This window comes from Moritella marina ATCC 15381, assembly GCF_008931805.1.
Lineage (GTDB): Bacteria > Pseudomonadota > Gammaproteobacteria > Enterobacterales > Moritellaceae > Moritella > Moritella marina.
Genome location: NZ_CP044399.1, coordinates 1200329 through 1218386 on the forward strand (window position 1 = coordinate 1200329; position 18058 = coordinate 1218386).

13 protein-coding genes are annotated in these 18058 nt (G+C 38.7%); 7 read left to right on the forward strand and 6 right to left on the reverse strand.

What is annotated here, in order from left to right:
* The first annotated feature begins 6 nt into the window (after positions 1–6).
* Positions 7–1965, forward strand: coding sequence for a hypothetical protein (locus FR932_RS05480; protein WP_019439853.1), 1959 nt, complete (start codon positions 7–9; stop codon positions 1963–1965).
* A gap of 47 nt (positions 1966–2012) precedes the next feature.
* On the opposite strand, the gene FR932_RS05485 is transcribed toward FR932_RS05480, so the two are convergent.
* The 4 genes from FR932_RS05485 to FR932_RS05500 all read right to left on the reverse strand — a co-directional run bounded on the left by FR932_RS05485 (position 2013) and on the right by FR932_RS05500 (position 5679).
* Positions 2013–2462, reverse strand: a complete 450-nt coding sequence (locus FR932_RS05485; protein ID WP_019439852.1) for an SMI1/KNR4 family protein — start codon at positions 2460–2462, stop codon at positions 2013–2015.
* 216 nt (positions 2463–2678) lie between these two features.
* Positions 2679–4154 (reverse strand): sphingomyelin phosphodiesterase, encoded by a 1476-nt coding sequence (gene sph / locus FR932_RS05490; protein WP_019439851.1) that lies wholly within the window; start codon positions 4152–4154, stop codon positions 2679–2681.
* A gap of 201 nt (positions 4155–4355) precedes the next feature.
* Positions 4356–4835 (reverse strand): hypothetical protein, encoded by a 480-nt coding sequence (locus FR932_RS05495; protein ID WP_019439850.1) that lies wholly within the window; start codon positions 4833–4835, stop codon positions 4356–4358.
* Entirely contained in the window at positions 4825–5679 is an 855-nt protein-coding gene (locus tag FR932_RS05500; protein WP_019439849.1) for a winged helix-turn-helix domain-containing protein, read from the reverse strand. The genes FR932_RS05495 and FR932_RS05500 overlap by 11 nt, the downstream gene beginning before the upstream one ends.
* Before the next feature lie 404 nt (positions 5680–6083).
* Between FR932_RS05500 and FR932_RS05505 the strand changes: the two genes are divergently transcribed.
* From FR932_RS05505 to FR932_RS05530, 6 genes are all read left to right on the forward strand, one after another.
* Entirely contained in the window at positions 6084–7208 is a 1125-nt protein-coding gene (locus FR932_RS05505; protein WP_019439848.1) for a DNA alkylation repair protein, read from the forward strand.
* 109 nt (positions 7209–7317) lie between these two features.
* Positions 7318–7650 (forward strand): zinc ribbon domain-containing protein YjdM, encoded by a 333-nt coding sequence (locus tag FR932_RS05510; RefSeq protein WP_019439847.1) that lies wholly within the window; start codon positions 7318–7320, stop codon positions 7648–7650.
* A gap of 510 nt (positions 7651–8160) precedes the next feature.
* A complete protein-coding gene (locus FR932_RS05515; RefSeq protein ID WP_019439846.1) occupies positions 8161–9705 on the forward strand; it encodes a pyridoxal phosphate-dependent decarboxylase family protein in 1545 nt (514 codons plus the stop codon).
* A 116-nt stretch (positions 9706–9821) separates the two neighbouring features.
* On the forward strand, positions 9822–11042 hold the full coding sequence (locus tag FR932_RS05520; RefSeq protein WP_019439845.1) for a carboxynorspermidine synthase: 1221 nt from the start codon (positions 9822–9824) through the stop codon (positions 11040–11042).
* A complete protein-coding gene (gene nspC / locus FR932_RS05525) occupies positions 11042–12241 on the forward strand; it encodes a carboxynorspermidine decarboxylase (RefSeq protein ID WP_019439844.1) in 1200 nt (399 codons plus the stop codon). Before FR932_RS05520 ends, nspC begins: the two co-directional genes overlap by 1 nt.
* A gap of 50 nt (positions 12242–12291) precedes the next feature.
* A complete protein-coding gene (locus FR932_RS05530; protein WP_244963934.1) occupies positions 12292–13758 on the forward strand; it encodes a diaminobutyrate--2-oxoglutarate transaminase family protein in 1467 nt (488 codons plus the stop codon).
* A 137-nt stretch (positions 13759–13895) separates the two neighbouring features.
* Here FR932_RS05530 and FR932_RS05535 read toward each other — a convergent pair whose 3' ends face one another.
* Together FR932_RS05535 and FR932_RS05540 are read right to left on the reverse strand one after the other, a co-directional pair.
* On the reverse strand, positions 13896–15809 hold the full coding sequence (locus FR932_RS05535) for a methyl-accepting chemotaxis protein (RefSeq protein ID WP_026032035.1): 1914 nt from the start codon (positions 15807–15809) through the stop codon (positions 13896–13898).
* Positions 15810–16064: 255 nt separating this feature from the next.
* Positions 16065–17969 (reverse strand): methyl-accepting chemotaxis protein, encoded by a 1905-nt coding sequence (locus FR932_RS05540; RefSeq protein WP_019439841.1) that lies wholly within the window; start codon positions 17967–17969, stop codon positions 16065–16067.
* Between the last annotated feature and the right edge of the window lie 89 nt (positions 17970–18058).

Here is an 18058-nt window from a genome sequence, read left to right on the forward strand (position 1 = left end):
ATGAGAATGAAACTATTTAAGTGGCTAATTTTGTCATTTATCAGTATTTCCGCATATGCAAGTGATGTTCAGCATTCTAGTGTGGTTAGTTTAGCGTATTATAATAATGTTGAAGTCGAATATCACGATAATCTATATCTTTTCCAGCTATTACTTTCAAAACACTGCGTTAGTTATAAACAAGATGAAGACACTTGTAATCAGTATTTAGAGAAGAAAATACCTGATATACGTCAGGCTTATTTTTCAGCGCTAGAAGGTGATAAAAAAGACTATTTAGATATTAAGCTAAAAATGGCAATTGATACCAGCATTATATTAGCAGCTGTCCACCATTCTGATGGGAAATATATTAGTGCTATTGTTGAAGATGTTATTTCGATTACGAAGGAAGAAATTGAGAACAGAAGTAACATAATCAAGCAGGAAGAACTTTATGATAATAATGGGCGGACAGGTATTGATTTTAAAGGCATAAATCAGGTCTTACTTGAAGAATATAGTGATGAGATATTAGATTATAAAATAGACATCATTGAACCTCATTATTTTTTAGCTCAGTTACCAACAAAAGCAGAGAAAATACAATATCAGACGTTGTTATTTATTAAAGAATATCTTGAATTAAAATCATTGAGGACAGCAGGTAAAAAAGAATTTGATGATTTACTTAAAACTGTGTTCAGAGATTTAATTGGCTGCGCAGTATGCACGACCGATATTATTACGAAAGTAAGCTTGAATGGTTCTACATGGTATGACGAGATCTCAATATCAGAATATTTACTTTTTGGATTTGCTAAATTTGGTCAATTAAGTCAGGTTGAATTATATTATCCAGATGCCTATTTATTCCCTAAATACACTGAAACATCAGCAATTGATTTCATTTATTATTTACGTCAGTACATACTACAAAAAGACGGTGATTACTTTGTTTCGAAAGAGATGGTTGAAAATGACCATAAACCCAGCGATGTAGATAATATATCTTGGGAGATTATGAGGTCTATACTCCAAAGCACAGATTGGAATATTGTGATTAGAGATAAAGTTGCCGTCCCTAATGTGCGTCGATTATGGAATTCTTTGATCAAAATATTAACGGGTCCAACAGGTGCTACATTTGTCGATAAGCCATCTCAAGTTTTAAATAAAGCGGTGACCACTAATTATAAAGTTACATACATTGGCAAACTATTTAATGTGACGAGTGCATTTAAAGCAGTCGTAAAGCACGTTCCTAAAGTCGTTTACGGTGAATCGTTAAAAGGCCTTTGTAATAGTGATGCATTGATTGGAACTGGGTTTACCAATAGTATATCCCTTGAAGATATTTGTGTATATGTACCGAGCTTTAGATTCAAAACATTCTCCATTACGATCGGGAGTAAAATGGATCGTAATTCAGACTTTGTAAATCTGGGAAATCAGAATCCCTTTAGCTTTTTCATGTATTCGATAATGCCGATAATTGTAAACCCTTGGGAAACTATTTTTTCTGGCGTTGATGTTATCGATGGCGGCAACTTATTTCAGTATGGACAGGATATGGTCGGCTATAGAGTGATGCTTGTTCATCGTAGCGGAACTATTGTTTATCGAAATATCATGTTTGAAAAGCAAGAATTACAACTGAGTAAGTCGAGACTGATCGATAGCAACATTGAAAATTATACATTAAAAATAATCAGTAACTTTAGTGGGGTTGAGGTCGCTCATTTTCAATTGAACGACGGTATGTTTGTGATTTCTGTCGGTGGTGTTGTAAAAGGAAATAAATTTTATTTTGTCAAAGAGATTGAGGATCACGACCAGCCACAGTATTTGTTAAAGTGGCGAGTGCCTACAGTTTGCACAGATCTAAGTATTAGTGAGTACTCATGTATGGATGATAAATATTATCCTCGTGTGATACCTGATTATTACTTACAAAATATAGAAGAAATTCCAATGCCACACTAATAGTTAATAAATGTAGCCACTCCATTGAGTGGCTATATTTACCGCTATTAAAGAGTATTGAACTGTTCCAACCACTCAGTGAAAGTATTAGACACTTTATTCACAGTGCAAAGCTCGCGATTAAAGAACCACACTGGGCAATCTTTGTTATTGATTTTACAATCCTTAAGTTTGAAGCAAAACATGTCCCCTTTACAATCCGATGCAAATAGAATGTGGCCTTTTGGCATGCCTGTCATTTCATAGAGTTGAGAAAGTGTAAAGATATCTTCCAGTCCTAAAAAATCTTGAACTTCAGATATATCAGAGTTTAAATCACAAATTTTAGTTAACACATTAGGGGTGTGAACGAGGCCGTAGGTGGAGATTAAGTATTTATAAGCATCAGGCAAAAAAACCGTTAATTTAGATTCAAGCTCTGCAATATCATGGTTACTTATTGGTACCATAATATTTTTACTGCCCCAGTTTTTGACAAATTGATCAATACTGTACATTTTTAAAGGCTCTAATTAGGATAGTTATTTGTAATAAATGCAAGATACACATGATATTCAGATCATTCAATTTATTTCTGATTTACAATTGACGAGTGGTGCAGTTTAAGAGGAAACAGATTACTGTCACAGTATTAACCCAAGCGATACAGATGTCGCTTGGGTAGTTAACCGAGCTGAAAAATTAACATCGGGTTAATATGAAAATATGACTGATTAGCGGTAATTGAGTTTATTGGACCAATCAGTATAGGTAGTCTCAGGCATTCTGATTACAAATAGACCGTCGTTTTGATATGGCATACTTGCTGATATTAACCATCCTGAGCTATCGGGGAGAAGGTATTTGTTACTGCCCAATTCAGAGCGGTCATAGAGGTAGATTTCATCACCATCTTTGATGCAGGTATTTTTTTTATCTTTTCGTCCTATTTTTAAATAATCTGCGGCGTTGTTCTTCCGTGCGAAATAATAACCACTAATATTCCAATTCCAAAAATAATTCGAATAATTATCAGTTAATGATAATTGAATATAATCATTATCGTGGACGCAAAAAGCGTTTTCCGGTAGCCAGGTATTCAGTTTAAAGTTGATTGAAATTGGCTCGCTAACATCGTCGGTTGTAAGCCATTCATTTGAATCTACTTTTATACTTCGAGTCGTATTCATATGCTCAATTCTAATATTGTTATATGGTTTATTACTTGGCCTAGCGCTTTGTGTCAATGTTGTGTCATCTGCGTATTGAAAAGCCACGACAGGGAAGTGATCTGAATATTCATAACTATAATAGTTATCAAGTGTGCCTGAAATCTCGATTTTTGGGGCGATAACATCGAGAATTTGATTGTGCCAGAAAGCTGGTTGTTGATGGTATTTTTCAATTAAAATATAGTCAAGTAACTGGCCGCCGAGGTTGGGATAGCTTTTATACGCTAACGCATTCATCGCCGGATCCCATGAATATTCAGCACCAGCAAAGCTGTCTGGTTCTGCACTATTTAATACCGATAACATATCGCTAAACTCTGCAGAATTTTTAGCAACATTCAAATCACCAGCAATAATCACCATTTCATCTTGGGGTATATTTTGTTGCGCTATATAACGGGTAATTTCTTCGAATTGTTCATATCTAATATCTGACGGTATTTCACGTGTATTTGAGCATGTTTTGTCATCTGCCTGTACGTGTGTTGCGATTATGTTATATAACTTATGATCTTTCTCAACTTTTACATGCACAAACCCTTTTTGAGATAAGCCATCAGCGCCACATGCATCAGCAAATATGTGTTGTGCTTTGTAGTGAATAGGATAGCGGCTCATTACAAATACGCCCCCATCTTCAGGGGTTGTGGAATTCCAACTTCCCTCGGTATTATCCCAACCGTCTAATTGCCGCCCCAATACTGGTGTGTAATAAGGAAAACGTTTTTTTAATCCATCAGCAATAATTTGGCTACCGTTATTATCAAATGCTTCGTTAAACGCAACAATATCGCTGTTGTTAAAAATACTGGATTGAGTTAGTAATTCAGCTCTTTTTATTTGTTTAGTATTAAATAATGTGCCTGCAAGCATGTAGACGTTATAGCTCATTATTTTTGGTGGTTCTGTATATTCCTTTGCGTTAATAAGTAAACTTGTAAATAGAGTTACCGCTACAATTAATTTTTTAATATTCATTGAATCCATCTTTTATTATGACTTTGTATTTAAGATGTTGTCATACTGAATAGATAATTTAAATACCGGTATTCATATAAAAATATTAAAAATATTAAAAATTTATGATCGTAATTCCTGGGTAATATAATAGTTATTTAAATTTTTTATGATATTAAATTTATAATAATATAGCTGAGGGTAAAGGCATTCTCAGCTATATTATTTTATAACTTGATTAATTGCTATCATATGACGAGACCAGCCATTTGTTACGATGACAATATAATCATCCTGTAATTTTTCAACTATTTGGACAGTTTGAGACCCGATTAACTTACGCTTGGCACTAATATATTCGTTGTACAAAGGTATCTTATTGTAATTGTTTATTACAGCTTGATTATGTGATTCATCAAAAATACTAATTGTGAAGAGATTGGGGGTGTTTTTGTATATTTCACCGCTACTTTTGACTTCAATAATATTGTTAAGTCCAGTTTCAGTGAATATAGTCACGGACTCGAACAAGTTCTCCTCCATAAATACTTCAAAATGACGGGTCGCATTGTAATTTCCATCAGACGATTGGATATACATCTCGCCATTTATCGCTACGTTTGGGCCCGTTGTGAGGTCGATGATTATTGATGTCATCATAATAAAGAAGCCTAAATAAAAAAATCCAGTTTTAATGCGCATGAACTTGAATTTCATCCTTGATTAACGTGATTATTGATCTTGTATCATCTTTTTTATTTAATAAAAAAATGATGTTTATAGGCTTAACAGATCCTTTGATTATGATAAGAGACAATGTATCTTCTGTTCGCATAACCATCAGACGAATAGAGAGGTTATTTCCTAGAGCTTCTAAATAGGGGGTTAACTGTTGCGTAATAACAGTACCTTGTTCTTTGTTGTCCCAGAACACGATAAGCTGCGGTGTATTGGTTATTTTTTCAGGAACAATACTTGGTATAGCGCTACTATTTATGATGTTATGTTTTTTGATTAACGGAAACGTGAAAGCAATGATAATACAGGCGAGACCCATTAAGAATTGCCAAGAGTATAGCCAGTCATATTGTCTAAATATTGCTTTTAACTTTATTTTTAGAGGGAGATTTACTACGTTAGGAATATTACTTTCTTGAACTTTTGGATCGAGAGCTTCCTCAAGAATATCGACAAATGTCTCTATTGAAGTCGCTACTGCTATTGTTTCGTTTGTTTTTTCCACGATACAGCTATCGAGTTTATAGCCCACTTTTGTGATTGTTTTTAAGTGTTTTTGATCTTTACCATTGTCATCAATCACATTACGAATATTACTAATAGCTTGTGTTATTGAGCCTTCTGATACATGCCTTCCGGGCCAAGCATATTCTAATAATTCTTTCTTATGTACGATATGACCGGCATTTTCACATAATAGGCGTAAGACTAAAAAATCATGCGTTCCTATACGCTTTTCTTCATTTGTGATGGCATTCTTCAAAATAGAATAATCTGAAATAAGAATCCACTGCTTTACTTTATACATAGACACGTCGACATAATATTTTTCATAAAATGGAACTTAATTTATGATGTGAATTAAAGAGTGAGAGTAGGTTATTACAGGGTGAATAGAATTGAAAGTGATTTTTCTTTGGTATGTTATATTAAACCTTTTAAATCAATGGTTTGATTTTGATTTGAGATTTTTTTAAGGTTTAATTAATATTTTTTTTAGATTTTTTGCGTTTTTAGTGAACTAAAAATAGCTATTTAAACTCAGTTAACCCTAAAGTAATAAGTTGTTAACATCGTAATGGTAAGTTAGATAACTCTATATTCTTATCAGTTAATTAGCTTTCGTCATTATTTCGGTGGTCGTTTTTATTAGGGTTGATTTGTTATGTAATTTAGTAAATATTGTATTATTTATTGGTAGGGACGCTTATTATGGCTGAGTTATTCAAAGATGTTTATTGTCCGGTATTTTATGATCAATTTTCGGGTGTTTTAGTAAAGGCGTTACCTAAGTTTGATGCTGCTAAATTTAACCAAATGATCTTTAATGAATGCTTTGAAAATTATGAATTAAAGCAACGTATGCATCACACCGCGGAAGTTTTGTATCACTTTATACCAGCGAACTTTAGGGCCGCAGTCTCTGTACTGAAAAAAATTATTCGGGAACTGCGAGAGCAGGGAATTAAAGAGCAAAGTATTGAATACATGTTTCTGCCTGCTTATATCGAAATGTATGGCCTTGAAGATTATGATTGTGCGGTAGATGCCTTTGAGTATGTGACGCAATATACCAGTTGTGAATTTGCCGTTAGACCATTCATCATACGTTATCCCGCTAAAATGTTGTTGCAACTGCAAGCATGGACGCAACACGAAAGTCGCCATGTCCGCCGTTTAGCCAGTGAAGGCTCACGACCGCGACTGCCGTGGGCAATGGCGTTACCTGAGTTTAAACATGATCCCAAGCCTTTGTTACCCATTTTAACAGCATTGAAATACGATGAGTGTGAAGTTGTGAGGCGCAGTGTAGCGAATAATCTCAATGACATTGCTAAAGATAACTGCGATGTAGTCGTGCAGATTGCAACGCAATGGTTAGGTGATAACGAACACACAGACAAATTAGTCAAACATGCATGCCGTACATTACTCAAGCAAGCTGAGCCAGATATCATGGCACTGTTTGGCTTTAAACAAGGCTTAATAACGTTAACCGATATGGCGATCACGACACCGGTTGTAAAAGTAGGGGACAAGCTGACGTTTAAATTCACGATTGGTAATGCCAGTCATCGCCCGCAAAAGTTACGTTTAGAATATGGTCTTTACTATCTTAAAAAGAATGGAGCCTTGGCGCGAAAAGTATTCAAAATCACTGAACGTGTTATTGCTGGGAATACACAAGAACAGATAACACGTCACCAAAGCTTTAAAATAATCAGTACCCGTGTGTTTCATTTAGGTACACACAAATTGAGTATTATTATTAATGGTCAAGAGAGTCGTGTTAATGCAGAACATGATGGGTTGTATCATTTTGAACTCGTTGGTTAACTTGTCATTGTCATAGCAACGGAATTTGTTAATTCGTTAGAATATACTCGTAAAGGTCAAATAGACCTATTACTATGCACGTCAACCTCATTTAAAGAAGTAATCATGTATGTCTCTTCCTCCTTGTCCAAAATGTAAATCTGAATTTGTTTACCAAGATCAAAACCAGCTCATTTGCCCTGAGTGTGACTTTGAGTGGAATCCATCTGAAGTACTTGAAGATATATTCATCGTAAAAGATGCTAACGGTACGCAATTACAAGAAGGTGATAAGTTAACGTTAGCTAAAGATCTGAAAGTGAAAGGCAGCTCACTAATACTTAAAGTCGGCACAAAAGCAGTGATTAAACGCATTATTGAAGGCAAGGATCATCAACTTGACTGCAAAGTGGATGGTGTAGGAGAGATGATGGTAACAGCTAAGTTTGTTAAGAAAGCTTAGCTATGCCTTGTGATCATTATGATCAACATTGTATTAACCGCGTCCTCTATAATTATCTACAGCGATTAAGGCTGAGGTATGCATTGTCACTAACAGAAGCTAGATAGAGTCCAAACTACCTACTATTTATTAGTTATATAGTAGTTATAACTGAACCTGTTTGTATTTACAGATTAATTTATAATACAAGTGACATAAAAAACTTGTATCTTGATAACATTTAAATTAAATTGCCGTCATTAAATCGAGCTACTCGATTATTTTGTTTTTTATATGGACTTTAAAATACAGTGATACAAATCATTAATCACACATTTCGTATTTCCCTACCGTACTTCTGATCTCTGATTAGCGCGAGCGCTTTACCGCTTCGCCTAAAATTTAGCATTTTCTATCTGCTGCCCAGCGCTGCTATCTGTTCGCTTGCCTAGACTCTTTTTAAAAATGGTTAAACCGTTTTTAGCGTGATTTAGCATTCGAATACGCATTTTTTTATTTAAAATTTGAAGAATGATGAAAAACTCAAACCAAAATTCAAATCACAACAGTGATTGGTCTGATGTATTCGTACATCTAGATCCACAAGCACAACCGAATTATTTAAACGCTATCGCGCATTCTGCACGCGAGTTATCAGCGATGTTTACTACTGTTAAGGCGCCGTATTCAGGTCTTGAACCAGCAAAACTGAATGAGAAAATCATGGCAATGCCAATCGGTAAAACGCCGATTGCGCCGCTTGCTGAAATCATCACCAACAATGTTAACCTCATTGGTAAAAACTCAATTATCGTGCAACACCCGCACTGTATTGCGCATTTACATACGCCACCGTTAATCCCTGCACTGGCTGCTGAAACAATTATCTCGGCACTTAACCAATCAATGGATTCATGGGACCAAGCGTCTTCTGCTACTTATGTAGAACAGAAAATGACAGATTGGTTGTGTGAACTGTTTGGTTATGACCTTGTGCAATCGGCGACCAATAATGGCGCTGACGGTGTGTTTACCAGTGGTGGCACGCAAAGTAACTTAATGGGGCTGTTATTAGCACGTGACCGCGTTGTAGAACAAACCTCGGGTGAAAGCGTTCAAAAAGACGGTTTACCAAGTTACGCGGAAAAACTGCGCATCCTATGTTCACACACCAGTCACTTTACCGTGCAAAAGTCGGCATCGTTAATGGGACTGGGCGAGCGTGCTGTTGTTACAGTCGCGACTGACGAGTTTGGTTGTTTAGGCATTGACGCGCTAAAAGCAACGATTGCTGACTTACAGTCACAAGACTTGATGCCATTCTGTGTTGTTGGTACTGCCGGTACCACTGACCTTGGCGCGATTGATGACTTACAAGCGATTGCGGCTATTAGCGAACAACACAATATGTGGTTCCACGTTGATGGTGCTTACGGTGGTGCATTGATCTTAAGTTCACACAAAGATCGTTTGGCGGGTATCGAGTTGGCTGATTCAATCAGTACCGACTTCCACAAGTTGTTCTTCCAACCGATTAGCTGTGGCGCATTATTGATTCGTGATAATCACAACTTTAAATACTTGTTACATCACGCTGATTACCTGAATCGCGAAACTGATGAACTGCCAAACTTGGTTGATAAATCAATTGCCACGACGAAACGTTTTGATGCGTTAAAACTGCTGATGTCTATGCAAGCCTTAGGTACGGATAAATTTGGTGCGATGTACGATCATCTTATCAGCCTAACTCAAGATGTAGGCGCGTTAGTCAAAGCGACTGACAAGTTTGAATTGTTAGCACAACCGCAACTAAGCACTGTGTTGTTCAGATATAACGATCTAATAACAAGTGGCGACGTAAGTACTGAACGTGAAGAACAGATCTGCATGATCAATCAGCGTTTACGTTTAGATCTGCTAACTGCTGGCCAAGCGGTATTAGGCGAAACCAAAATCAATGGTTATACCTGTCTGAAACTGACGATTTTGAATCCATGCTTACAGCTTCATGATTTTGAAAGCTTGTTTACTAAGATCGCGGATTTTGCTGAATTACAGGCCTATACAAAATAAATCTGTATGAAACAGCTTGTAGAAACGGCTAGAAATAAATAGAACAGTGGTTGATGTACTTTGAATAGGTCAGCCATTTATAACATAACAATAAAGAATAAGTTTAAGGAATAGATATGTCTGTATTACAAATTGGTGCTGGTGGTGTTGGTTGGGTTATTGCCCATAAATGTGCTCAAAACAATGACGTGTTTGGTGATATCACAATCGCTTCACGCACAATCGCTAAATGTGACAAGATCATCACCAGTGTTCATCACCGCGACAACTTAAAAGACAAGACTCGCAACTTGGTATCACGTGAAATCAACGTTGATAACAAAGATGAGCTAATCGCACTGATTGAAGAAGTAAATCCAGATCTAGTAATCAATGCCGGTCCTCCGTGGGTTAACGTAGCTATCATGGCTGCGTGTGTAGCGACTAAAACAGCTTACCTAGACACATCTGTTGCAACGGATCTATGTAGCGAAGGTCAGCAAGTACCTGAAGCTTACGACCCACAATGGGCATTCCGTGACGACTTCGAAAAAGCCGGTATCACAGGTATCCTAGGTGCAGGTTTTGATCCAGGCGTAGTAAGCGTTTTCGCAACGTATGCATACAAGCATTTGTTTGACGAAATCGACAGCATTGACGTAATGGATGTAAACGCGGGTGATCATGGTCAACGCTTTGCAACTAACTTTGATCCAGAAACAAACATGTTAGAGATCTTAGGCGACTCGTTCTATTTTGAAAACAAAGAATGGCATCAAGTACCTTGCCACAGCCGTGTAATGGAATTTGATTTCCCGGTTGTTGGTCAGCAAAAAGTGTATTCAATGGCGCACGATGAAGTACGTTCTTTAGCTGAATTCATTCCTGCAAAACGTATTGAGTTCTGGATGGGTTTCTCGGATAACTACCTTAAATACTTCAACGTAATGCGCGATATTGGTTTATTAAGCCAAGTGCCTGTTACCACAACAGACGGTATTACCGTTGAACCACTGAAAGTATTAAAAGCGATCTTACCAGATCCAACCTCACTAGCGTCAGGTTACACGGGCAAAACATGTATCGGTACATGGGTTCGTGGTACTAAAGCAGGTAAGCCACGTAGCGTATTCGTATACAACATCTGTGATCACGAAGAAGCGTACAACGAAGTTGAGCATCAAGCGATCTCTTATACAACAGGCGTACCAGCAATCACTGCAGCATTACTTTACTTCCAAGGTAAGTGGAGTGAAAAAGGTCTATTTAACGTAGAACAGCTTAACCCAGATGACTTCTTAGAATTGATGCCACGCATTGGTCTAGACTGGGAAGTTCAAGAGTTGGATTGCGAGTAATGTCAGCTGATAAAGCGACTGCAACAGAGGCGTTAACTACGCCTCTTAAAACACCGTATTTCATGATCCATGAAGATAAACTGCTGCGCAATCTTGAGATCTGCAAGCAGTTAAAAGATCTATCGGATGTGAAATTGGTATTGGCATTGAAGTGTTTCTCGACATGGGGAACATTCGATACCATCAGTAAATATTTAGACGGTACAACCAGCAGTGGTCCGTATGAAGTGCAACTAGGTCACGAGACATTTCCCGGTGAAACACATGCTTATAGTGTGGGTTACAGCGAAGATGACGTGATTGCTGTGCGTGATATTGCCGATAAAATTATCTTTAACTCGGTATCACAACTGGAACGCATGCAGTCTTTGTTACCAGCTTCAAGCAGTGTTGGTTTACGCATTAACCCTGAAGTAAGTTACGCAGGGCAAGATCTTGCTGATCCTGCACGTGCTTATTCGCGCTTAGGCGTTAAAAAAGCGGGGCTAACAGCTGAAACTGTCGCTAAACTTGATGGTTTGATGTTCCACATGAATTGTGAAAATAAGGATTTTGTTGCTTATAACACTATCCTTAATACAATTTCACAGCAGTTTTCAGCGCACTTAGATCAAGTATCTTGGGTGAGCTTGGGTGGTGGTTTGTTCTTCACTTACCCAGGTTATCCAGTGGCTGAATTAGCATTAGCACTGAAAGTCTTTGCTGAAAAACACCAAGTGCAGTTGTATCTTGAACCGGGTGAAGCCGTTATTACCGATACCACAGACCTTGTCGTTTCGGTACTAGACATCGTTGAAAATGATAAGAAAACTGCGATTGTTGACAGTGCAACGGAAGCACACCGTTTAGATACCCTTATCTATAACGAACCTGCTAGTTTTGCTGAAGCAACTGCAGACGGCGAGCACCCTTACATTATTGGCAGCTGTTCATGTTTGGCGGGGGATATATTTGGTGAAGCCAATTTCCCACAGCCATTACAAGTCGGCGATCGTTTAACTATTAAAGATTCAGCGGGTTATACCATGGTGAAACTGAACTGGTTTAACGGCCTGAAAATGCCAAGCATCTATTTTCAACGTGCGACGATTGACGGTGTTGATGGGAAGCATGTTGAAGGTAAACGTGTCGAAGGTAAGATCGAAACCCTGAATCAGTTTGACTATCAGGATTTCAAAGCGACATTAGGCAAAGCTTAATCTTGCTGAATATCAGCAACAATATGAATGATACCTTTCACAAGGTGGCAATGATGAATAAAAGATCAAAGAAGGTTGAAAACGACGTGAGCGAAGTTTTAAATTATGTGACTGAAATGAATAACGATAAACCAGTGACGCGCGCAGCGATGCCTACCGCGTTAAACTTGGATTCGTTTCTTAGTCAGCCAGCACGAGTGCTAGCGACTAATAGCTATTTACAACGCCAAGAACAGCGTGAGTCAAATGCTCGCAGCTATCCGCGTCGTTTGCCATTTGCGTTAAAACGCGGCCAAGGTATCTTTGTTGAAGATACTCAGCAACAGATCTTTATTGATTGTTTAGCTGCTGCTGGTACGTTGGCACTGGGTCACAGTCATCCCGATGTGACAGCTGCTTTGATAGAAGCAGTACAGTCCGAAGTACCAATGCAAACATTAGATCTGATGACGCCAGTCAAAGATCAGTTTATGACGCAGTTATTGGATCTACTACCGGGTAATATGGCGGCTAATGCACGTATTCAAATGTGTAGCCCTTGTGGTTCAGATGCGGTTGAAGCGGCGTTAAAGCTGGCTAAAATTGCCACTGGTCGTCGTTCGATTCTGGCTTTCTCGGGTGCTTATCACGGCATGACGCATGGCGCGTTAGCAATGATGGGTAACTTAGGACCTAAATCAGCATTAAGCATGACGGGCGCGGATGTGCAAATCATGCCATTCCCGTATGCACCACGTTGCCCGTATGGTTTAGGTGAAACAGGTATTAAAGCCAGTCTTTACCAGTTAGAAACAATGCTAACAGATCCAGAATCAGGTGTTGCTAAACCAGCGGCTATAATCGTTGAAGCAGTGCAGGGTGAAGCAGGTTCATTACCGGCAGATCCTACTTGGTTACGCGGTTTACGTGATATCACGAAACGTCACGGCATCGTGCTTATTATTGATGAAATTCAAGCGGGCATGGGTCGTACGGGTAAAATATTTGCATTTGAACACGCTGATATTGAACCGGATGTGATCGTGGTATCGAAAGCGTTAGGCGGTGGTCAGCCATTAGCTGCTGTGATCTATCACAGTGACTTTGATAAATGGCAGCCAGGTGCGCACGCGGGTACCTTCCGTGGTAATCAGCTAGCAATGGCATCAGGCATGGTAGTTATGCGCCACCTTGCTGAAAACCAATTACATCTGCATGCAGGTGCGATGGGCGCGAAGTTAAAGCATGATTTAGAAGCGATTGACTCAGCTGTTATTGGCGATATTCGTGGTCGTGGTTTGATGCTAGGTATCGAGATTGTTGATCCTAATGGTACACGTGATGTGCTAGGTAACTTGCCACAAGATGGCGTGCGCGCAAAAGCGATTCAACAAGCGGCATTACGTCGTGGTTTGATTATCGAATTAGGCGGGCGTTTTGGTTCTACTATCCGCATGTTACCACCACTGATTATCCAACCTGAAGAAATTGATGTGGTTGTGGCAATCTTAACGGATGCTGTTAATTCAGTTGCTTAAACGGCAGGGCGCGAGTGGATAAAGGGTTTATTCTCTTAGCGTTCATTTGTTAATAAAAAGGCCTTTAGTTCTGAACTAAAGGCCTTTTTATCATTTTATTTTACAATTTTACAATATTGCTAGGTTAGCAAGAGGGTTTATCTCAGTTTGAACTGACCTACAATCGCAACTAACTGTTCGTTTGAACTAGCAAGTTCACGGGTACTGTCCATGGTTTTATTACCATTATCAGTAAGCTGATTAACCATGCTTTGGATCATTGTCATGTTACGGTTGATTTCTTCCGTCACAGAACTTTGTTCCTCTGCCGCAGTCGCAATTTGAATACCAAGATCATTAATCTGCATCACAGAGGTTGTCATTGAATCAAGATTATCGTTCACGCTAGCAGTGGTTGTTGCTGTTTGTTGGCAGCTTGCTTTGGTGATATCCATCGCACGTACAACCATGTCTGCACCACTGCGTAAGCGGGTTAGCATCTCATTAATTTCAGAGGTACTTTGCTGTGTTCTAGCCGCAAGGGTGCGTACTTCATCGGCAACAACGGCAAAACCACGACCTTGCTCACCAGCACGTGCGGCTTCGATTGCAGCGTTTAGCGCAAGTAGGTTCGTTTGGTCGGCAATTTCACCAATGACACTTAATACTGTGCTGATTTTGTGAGTATCTTCATTCATTGTTTGAATGTTTAACGCCATCGCTTCAACTTCATTTACCAAGTCTGCAACACCATGTACAGCACCTTCAACAACGGCTTTTGATTCATGCGCTTCATCGGCTGATTGTTGGGTAAAGGTTGCTGATTGTGCTGCATTTTGCGCAACACTGTCTGCTGTTGAACTCATCTCGGTAACTGCAACAACAACTTGGTCAGTCTCACTCGCGTGATCCACTAATACCTTATTGTTGTGTTCAGTCTGCGATTTTAATTGCTCGATACCTGATGATATATGATCGGTAGATTGAGAGATCTCTAACATCATATCTTGTAAGTTGATCACGAAACGGTTAACGGCTTCGGCTATCTGACCTAAATCATCATTACTTGTTACGGCAAGGCGTTGGGTTAAATCAGCATTACCGTGGGCAAGGTCAACGACCGTTGATTTTAACGCGAGAATAGGGCGGTATAGATGGTTAAGTGCGGCATATACAATGGCTGACGCGATAATAATAAGCAGCAGAGCACCAAGTAATGTCTCTTCTAATAGTTCTTTTACTGTAGCGTAGTGCGCTGATTGATCTACGGTAATAACTAAATGCCAGTTCATTGCATCATCAAGTTTGATGTTTTCAAAGTAGCTGACTTTATCTGCGCCATTGACGTTGAATTCAGAGACACCTTCATCATTATTCAGCATTTTTTGCTGTAGTTGCGCATAACCTATGTCGTCAGCTAATTTACTTTGACCTGGATTATTAATTTGTACTGTCGATGCGATGGTCGTACCTTGATTGTCATGCAGGCTAGTTACTGCATTGGCAAATGCCGAGTTACGTACCATATCATTCAATACACCTAGCTCGATATCAGCAAGTAACACACCTGCCAGACGACCATTTTGATAAAAGGGTTCAGCGATGCTAATCAGTAACTGTTTAGTCAGGGCATCTTTATACATGGCTGTTACGATCGTGCCACGTTTTTGTTGTGCGAGTGTATACCAATCACGAGTACGGGGGTCATAACTCGCAAGGTCGCGTTTACCACTTGCCGCGCCATAAGAGCGACCATCTGCAAAACCGACCACAATATCGCTCGCTTTTGTTGCAGCTGTGATTTGTCGAACCATTAAATGTAACTGTTCATCATCACGTGCTTGCGAAAAGTCAGGCGCAGTCGCGATTAAACCTTCTTTAATCGTTTGAAACCAAACGTTGATCTTTGCCGATGTTGTATCCACTTTTAGCATAGAGTAATCATTGATATTACTCGACATTGAAGTAGATAGCTGGCGATAAGAAAAGAAGTTAGAAATAGTTAAAGTCGTTATTAAAAGCAAAATAATGACAGAGATTATTCGCCCTTTAAAACTTGATAGAAAATTCACGTTAACAAATACCCTTTAATGGTTACAAATGTTGCTATAAAGCTGATTTTTGGTTATATATTCAGCTTTATTCGATTTTTGGCATATCGTATCATTCATATGAAAGCTGGTGTAGGATTTTGTAAGTGATTGTAACGTAAAATGTGGTGAGAAATACTGGCTTGTTAATAAACGATCAGACTTTATACTCATTAATTGATATAAAGTAATATAAAGTCTGATATTTTAACTTAATGTTTCATTTATGCTTAATTGCTATTTTAGTTTAAATTGGCTGATTATTTGCGTTAACTCATCATTACAATTCGATAGGTCGTGTGTGCTATCCATCGTCTTGTTTCCGTTTTGAGTAAGCTGTGTCACCATGGTGCGGATCGCGGTCATATTACGATTAATTTCTTCGGTCACAGAACTTTGCTCTTCGGCTGCCGTTGCGATCTGAATACCAAGGTCATTGATTTGTACAATGGAGTTCGTCATACAATCGAGACTTTCATTCACACTTGCTGTGGTATTTGCCGTCTGCTCACAACTTGTGCGTGTCGCGTCCATCGCATTGACTACGCTGTCAGTACCACGATTTAGATTATTAAGCATTTCGTTAATTTCAGAGGTACTTTGTTGGGTACGCGCAGCTAATGTGCGTACTTCATCTGCAACAACCGCAAACCCACGACCTTGCTCACCAGCGCGCGCTGCTTCAATAGCTGCATTTAATGCAAGTAGGTTAGTCTGGTCTGCGATACCACCAATGATGCCTAATACCGCACTGATTTTTTTGGTGTCGTTATTCATGGTTTGAATGTTTGTTGCCATGCATTCAACTTCATTCACTAAGTCTGCAACACCTGACACTGCGGTATCGACGACAACTTTTGATTGATTGGCTTGATCGGTTGTTTGCTGCGTAAAGCTAGCTGATTTAGCTGCGCTTTGTGCAACACTGTCTGCGGTCGAACTCATTTCGGTGATCGCGACAACGACTTGCTCTGTTTCATTTGCATGCTCAGTTAATACTTGGTTATTCTGTTCTGTTTGGTTTCGTAGCTCACTGATACCTGTCGAGATATGTACTGTTGAATTCGCTATTTTGAGCATCATTTCTTGTAAGTTAATAATGAAGCGGTTAACAGCTTCGGCTATTTCCCCTAGATCATCATTACGCGTTACAATGAGGCGCTGAGTCAAATCACCATCACCTCTAGCAAGGTCGTTAATCATCTCTTTTAGTGCAAGGATTGGTGCATATAGGCGTGACAAGCTCACATAAATAACAAGTGATGAAAGTAATACCAGTACAATACTCGAGAGTAATAATATTTGTGAACTCTCATTAACTGCGGCTAAATGTGATTTTTTATCTAGGGTCGTAATGATTTTCCATACGGTATTATCATCTAATACTAATGTTGAGAAATAGACGATTTTCGCAAAACCATAATCATCTAACTCGATCATACCTTGATCGTTATTTTCAATATGTGTTTTTAATTGGGTGTATTCTTTATTACGGTTTGGTGCTTTTTGGCCAACTATTTCTAGTGGATCTGTGGTGGCGATTGCCATTGTTTCTTTGTTATAGAGTGTCGTCACTGAATCTTCAAGTACAGAACGTTCTACCATTTCTTGCAATATACCTAATTTAATATCGGCAAGCAGCACACCCGAAAATTGACCATTGGTGAAAAATGGTTCAGCGATACTGAGCAGTAATTCACCTGTTGTAGAATGTTTATAAATATTCGTAACGATGGTTTTTCGCTTCATTTTGGCATCTTTGTACCAATCTAGTTCTCGTGCATCAATATCGACTTTACCGTGTAAGGCACTGTATAAACTGCCATCCTCATAGCTAGCGACAATGTCATTCGCTTGTGTTGCAAATTCGATCTGTTTTACCATGCGCAGCGTTTCGCTGTCTTCATGACGAATCGCAAAATCAGGCGCACTTTTTGTAAGGCCTGTTTTCATTGTGCTAAACCATGTTGTAATTCTATCGGTAGTCGTCGATACGTTTAGTTTAGAGTATTTATCAATACTCGATACCATTGAAGCGGACATCTGGTTATTGGAAATAACAGCAGAAATGACCAATGAAATGGTGAGTAAAAGTATTACGCTGGCAATAATTTTACCTTTAAAACTTAACAGAGAATTCACAACAAATGTTCCTTAATGATTAGACAGATTATAATACCAATATTATATAGGACAAGCTGTCTAATTACCTATTTTATAAAGTAAAATTT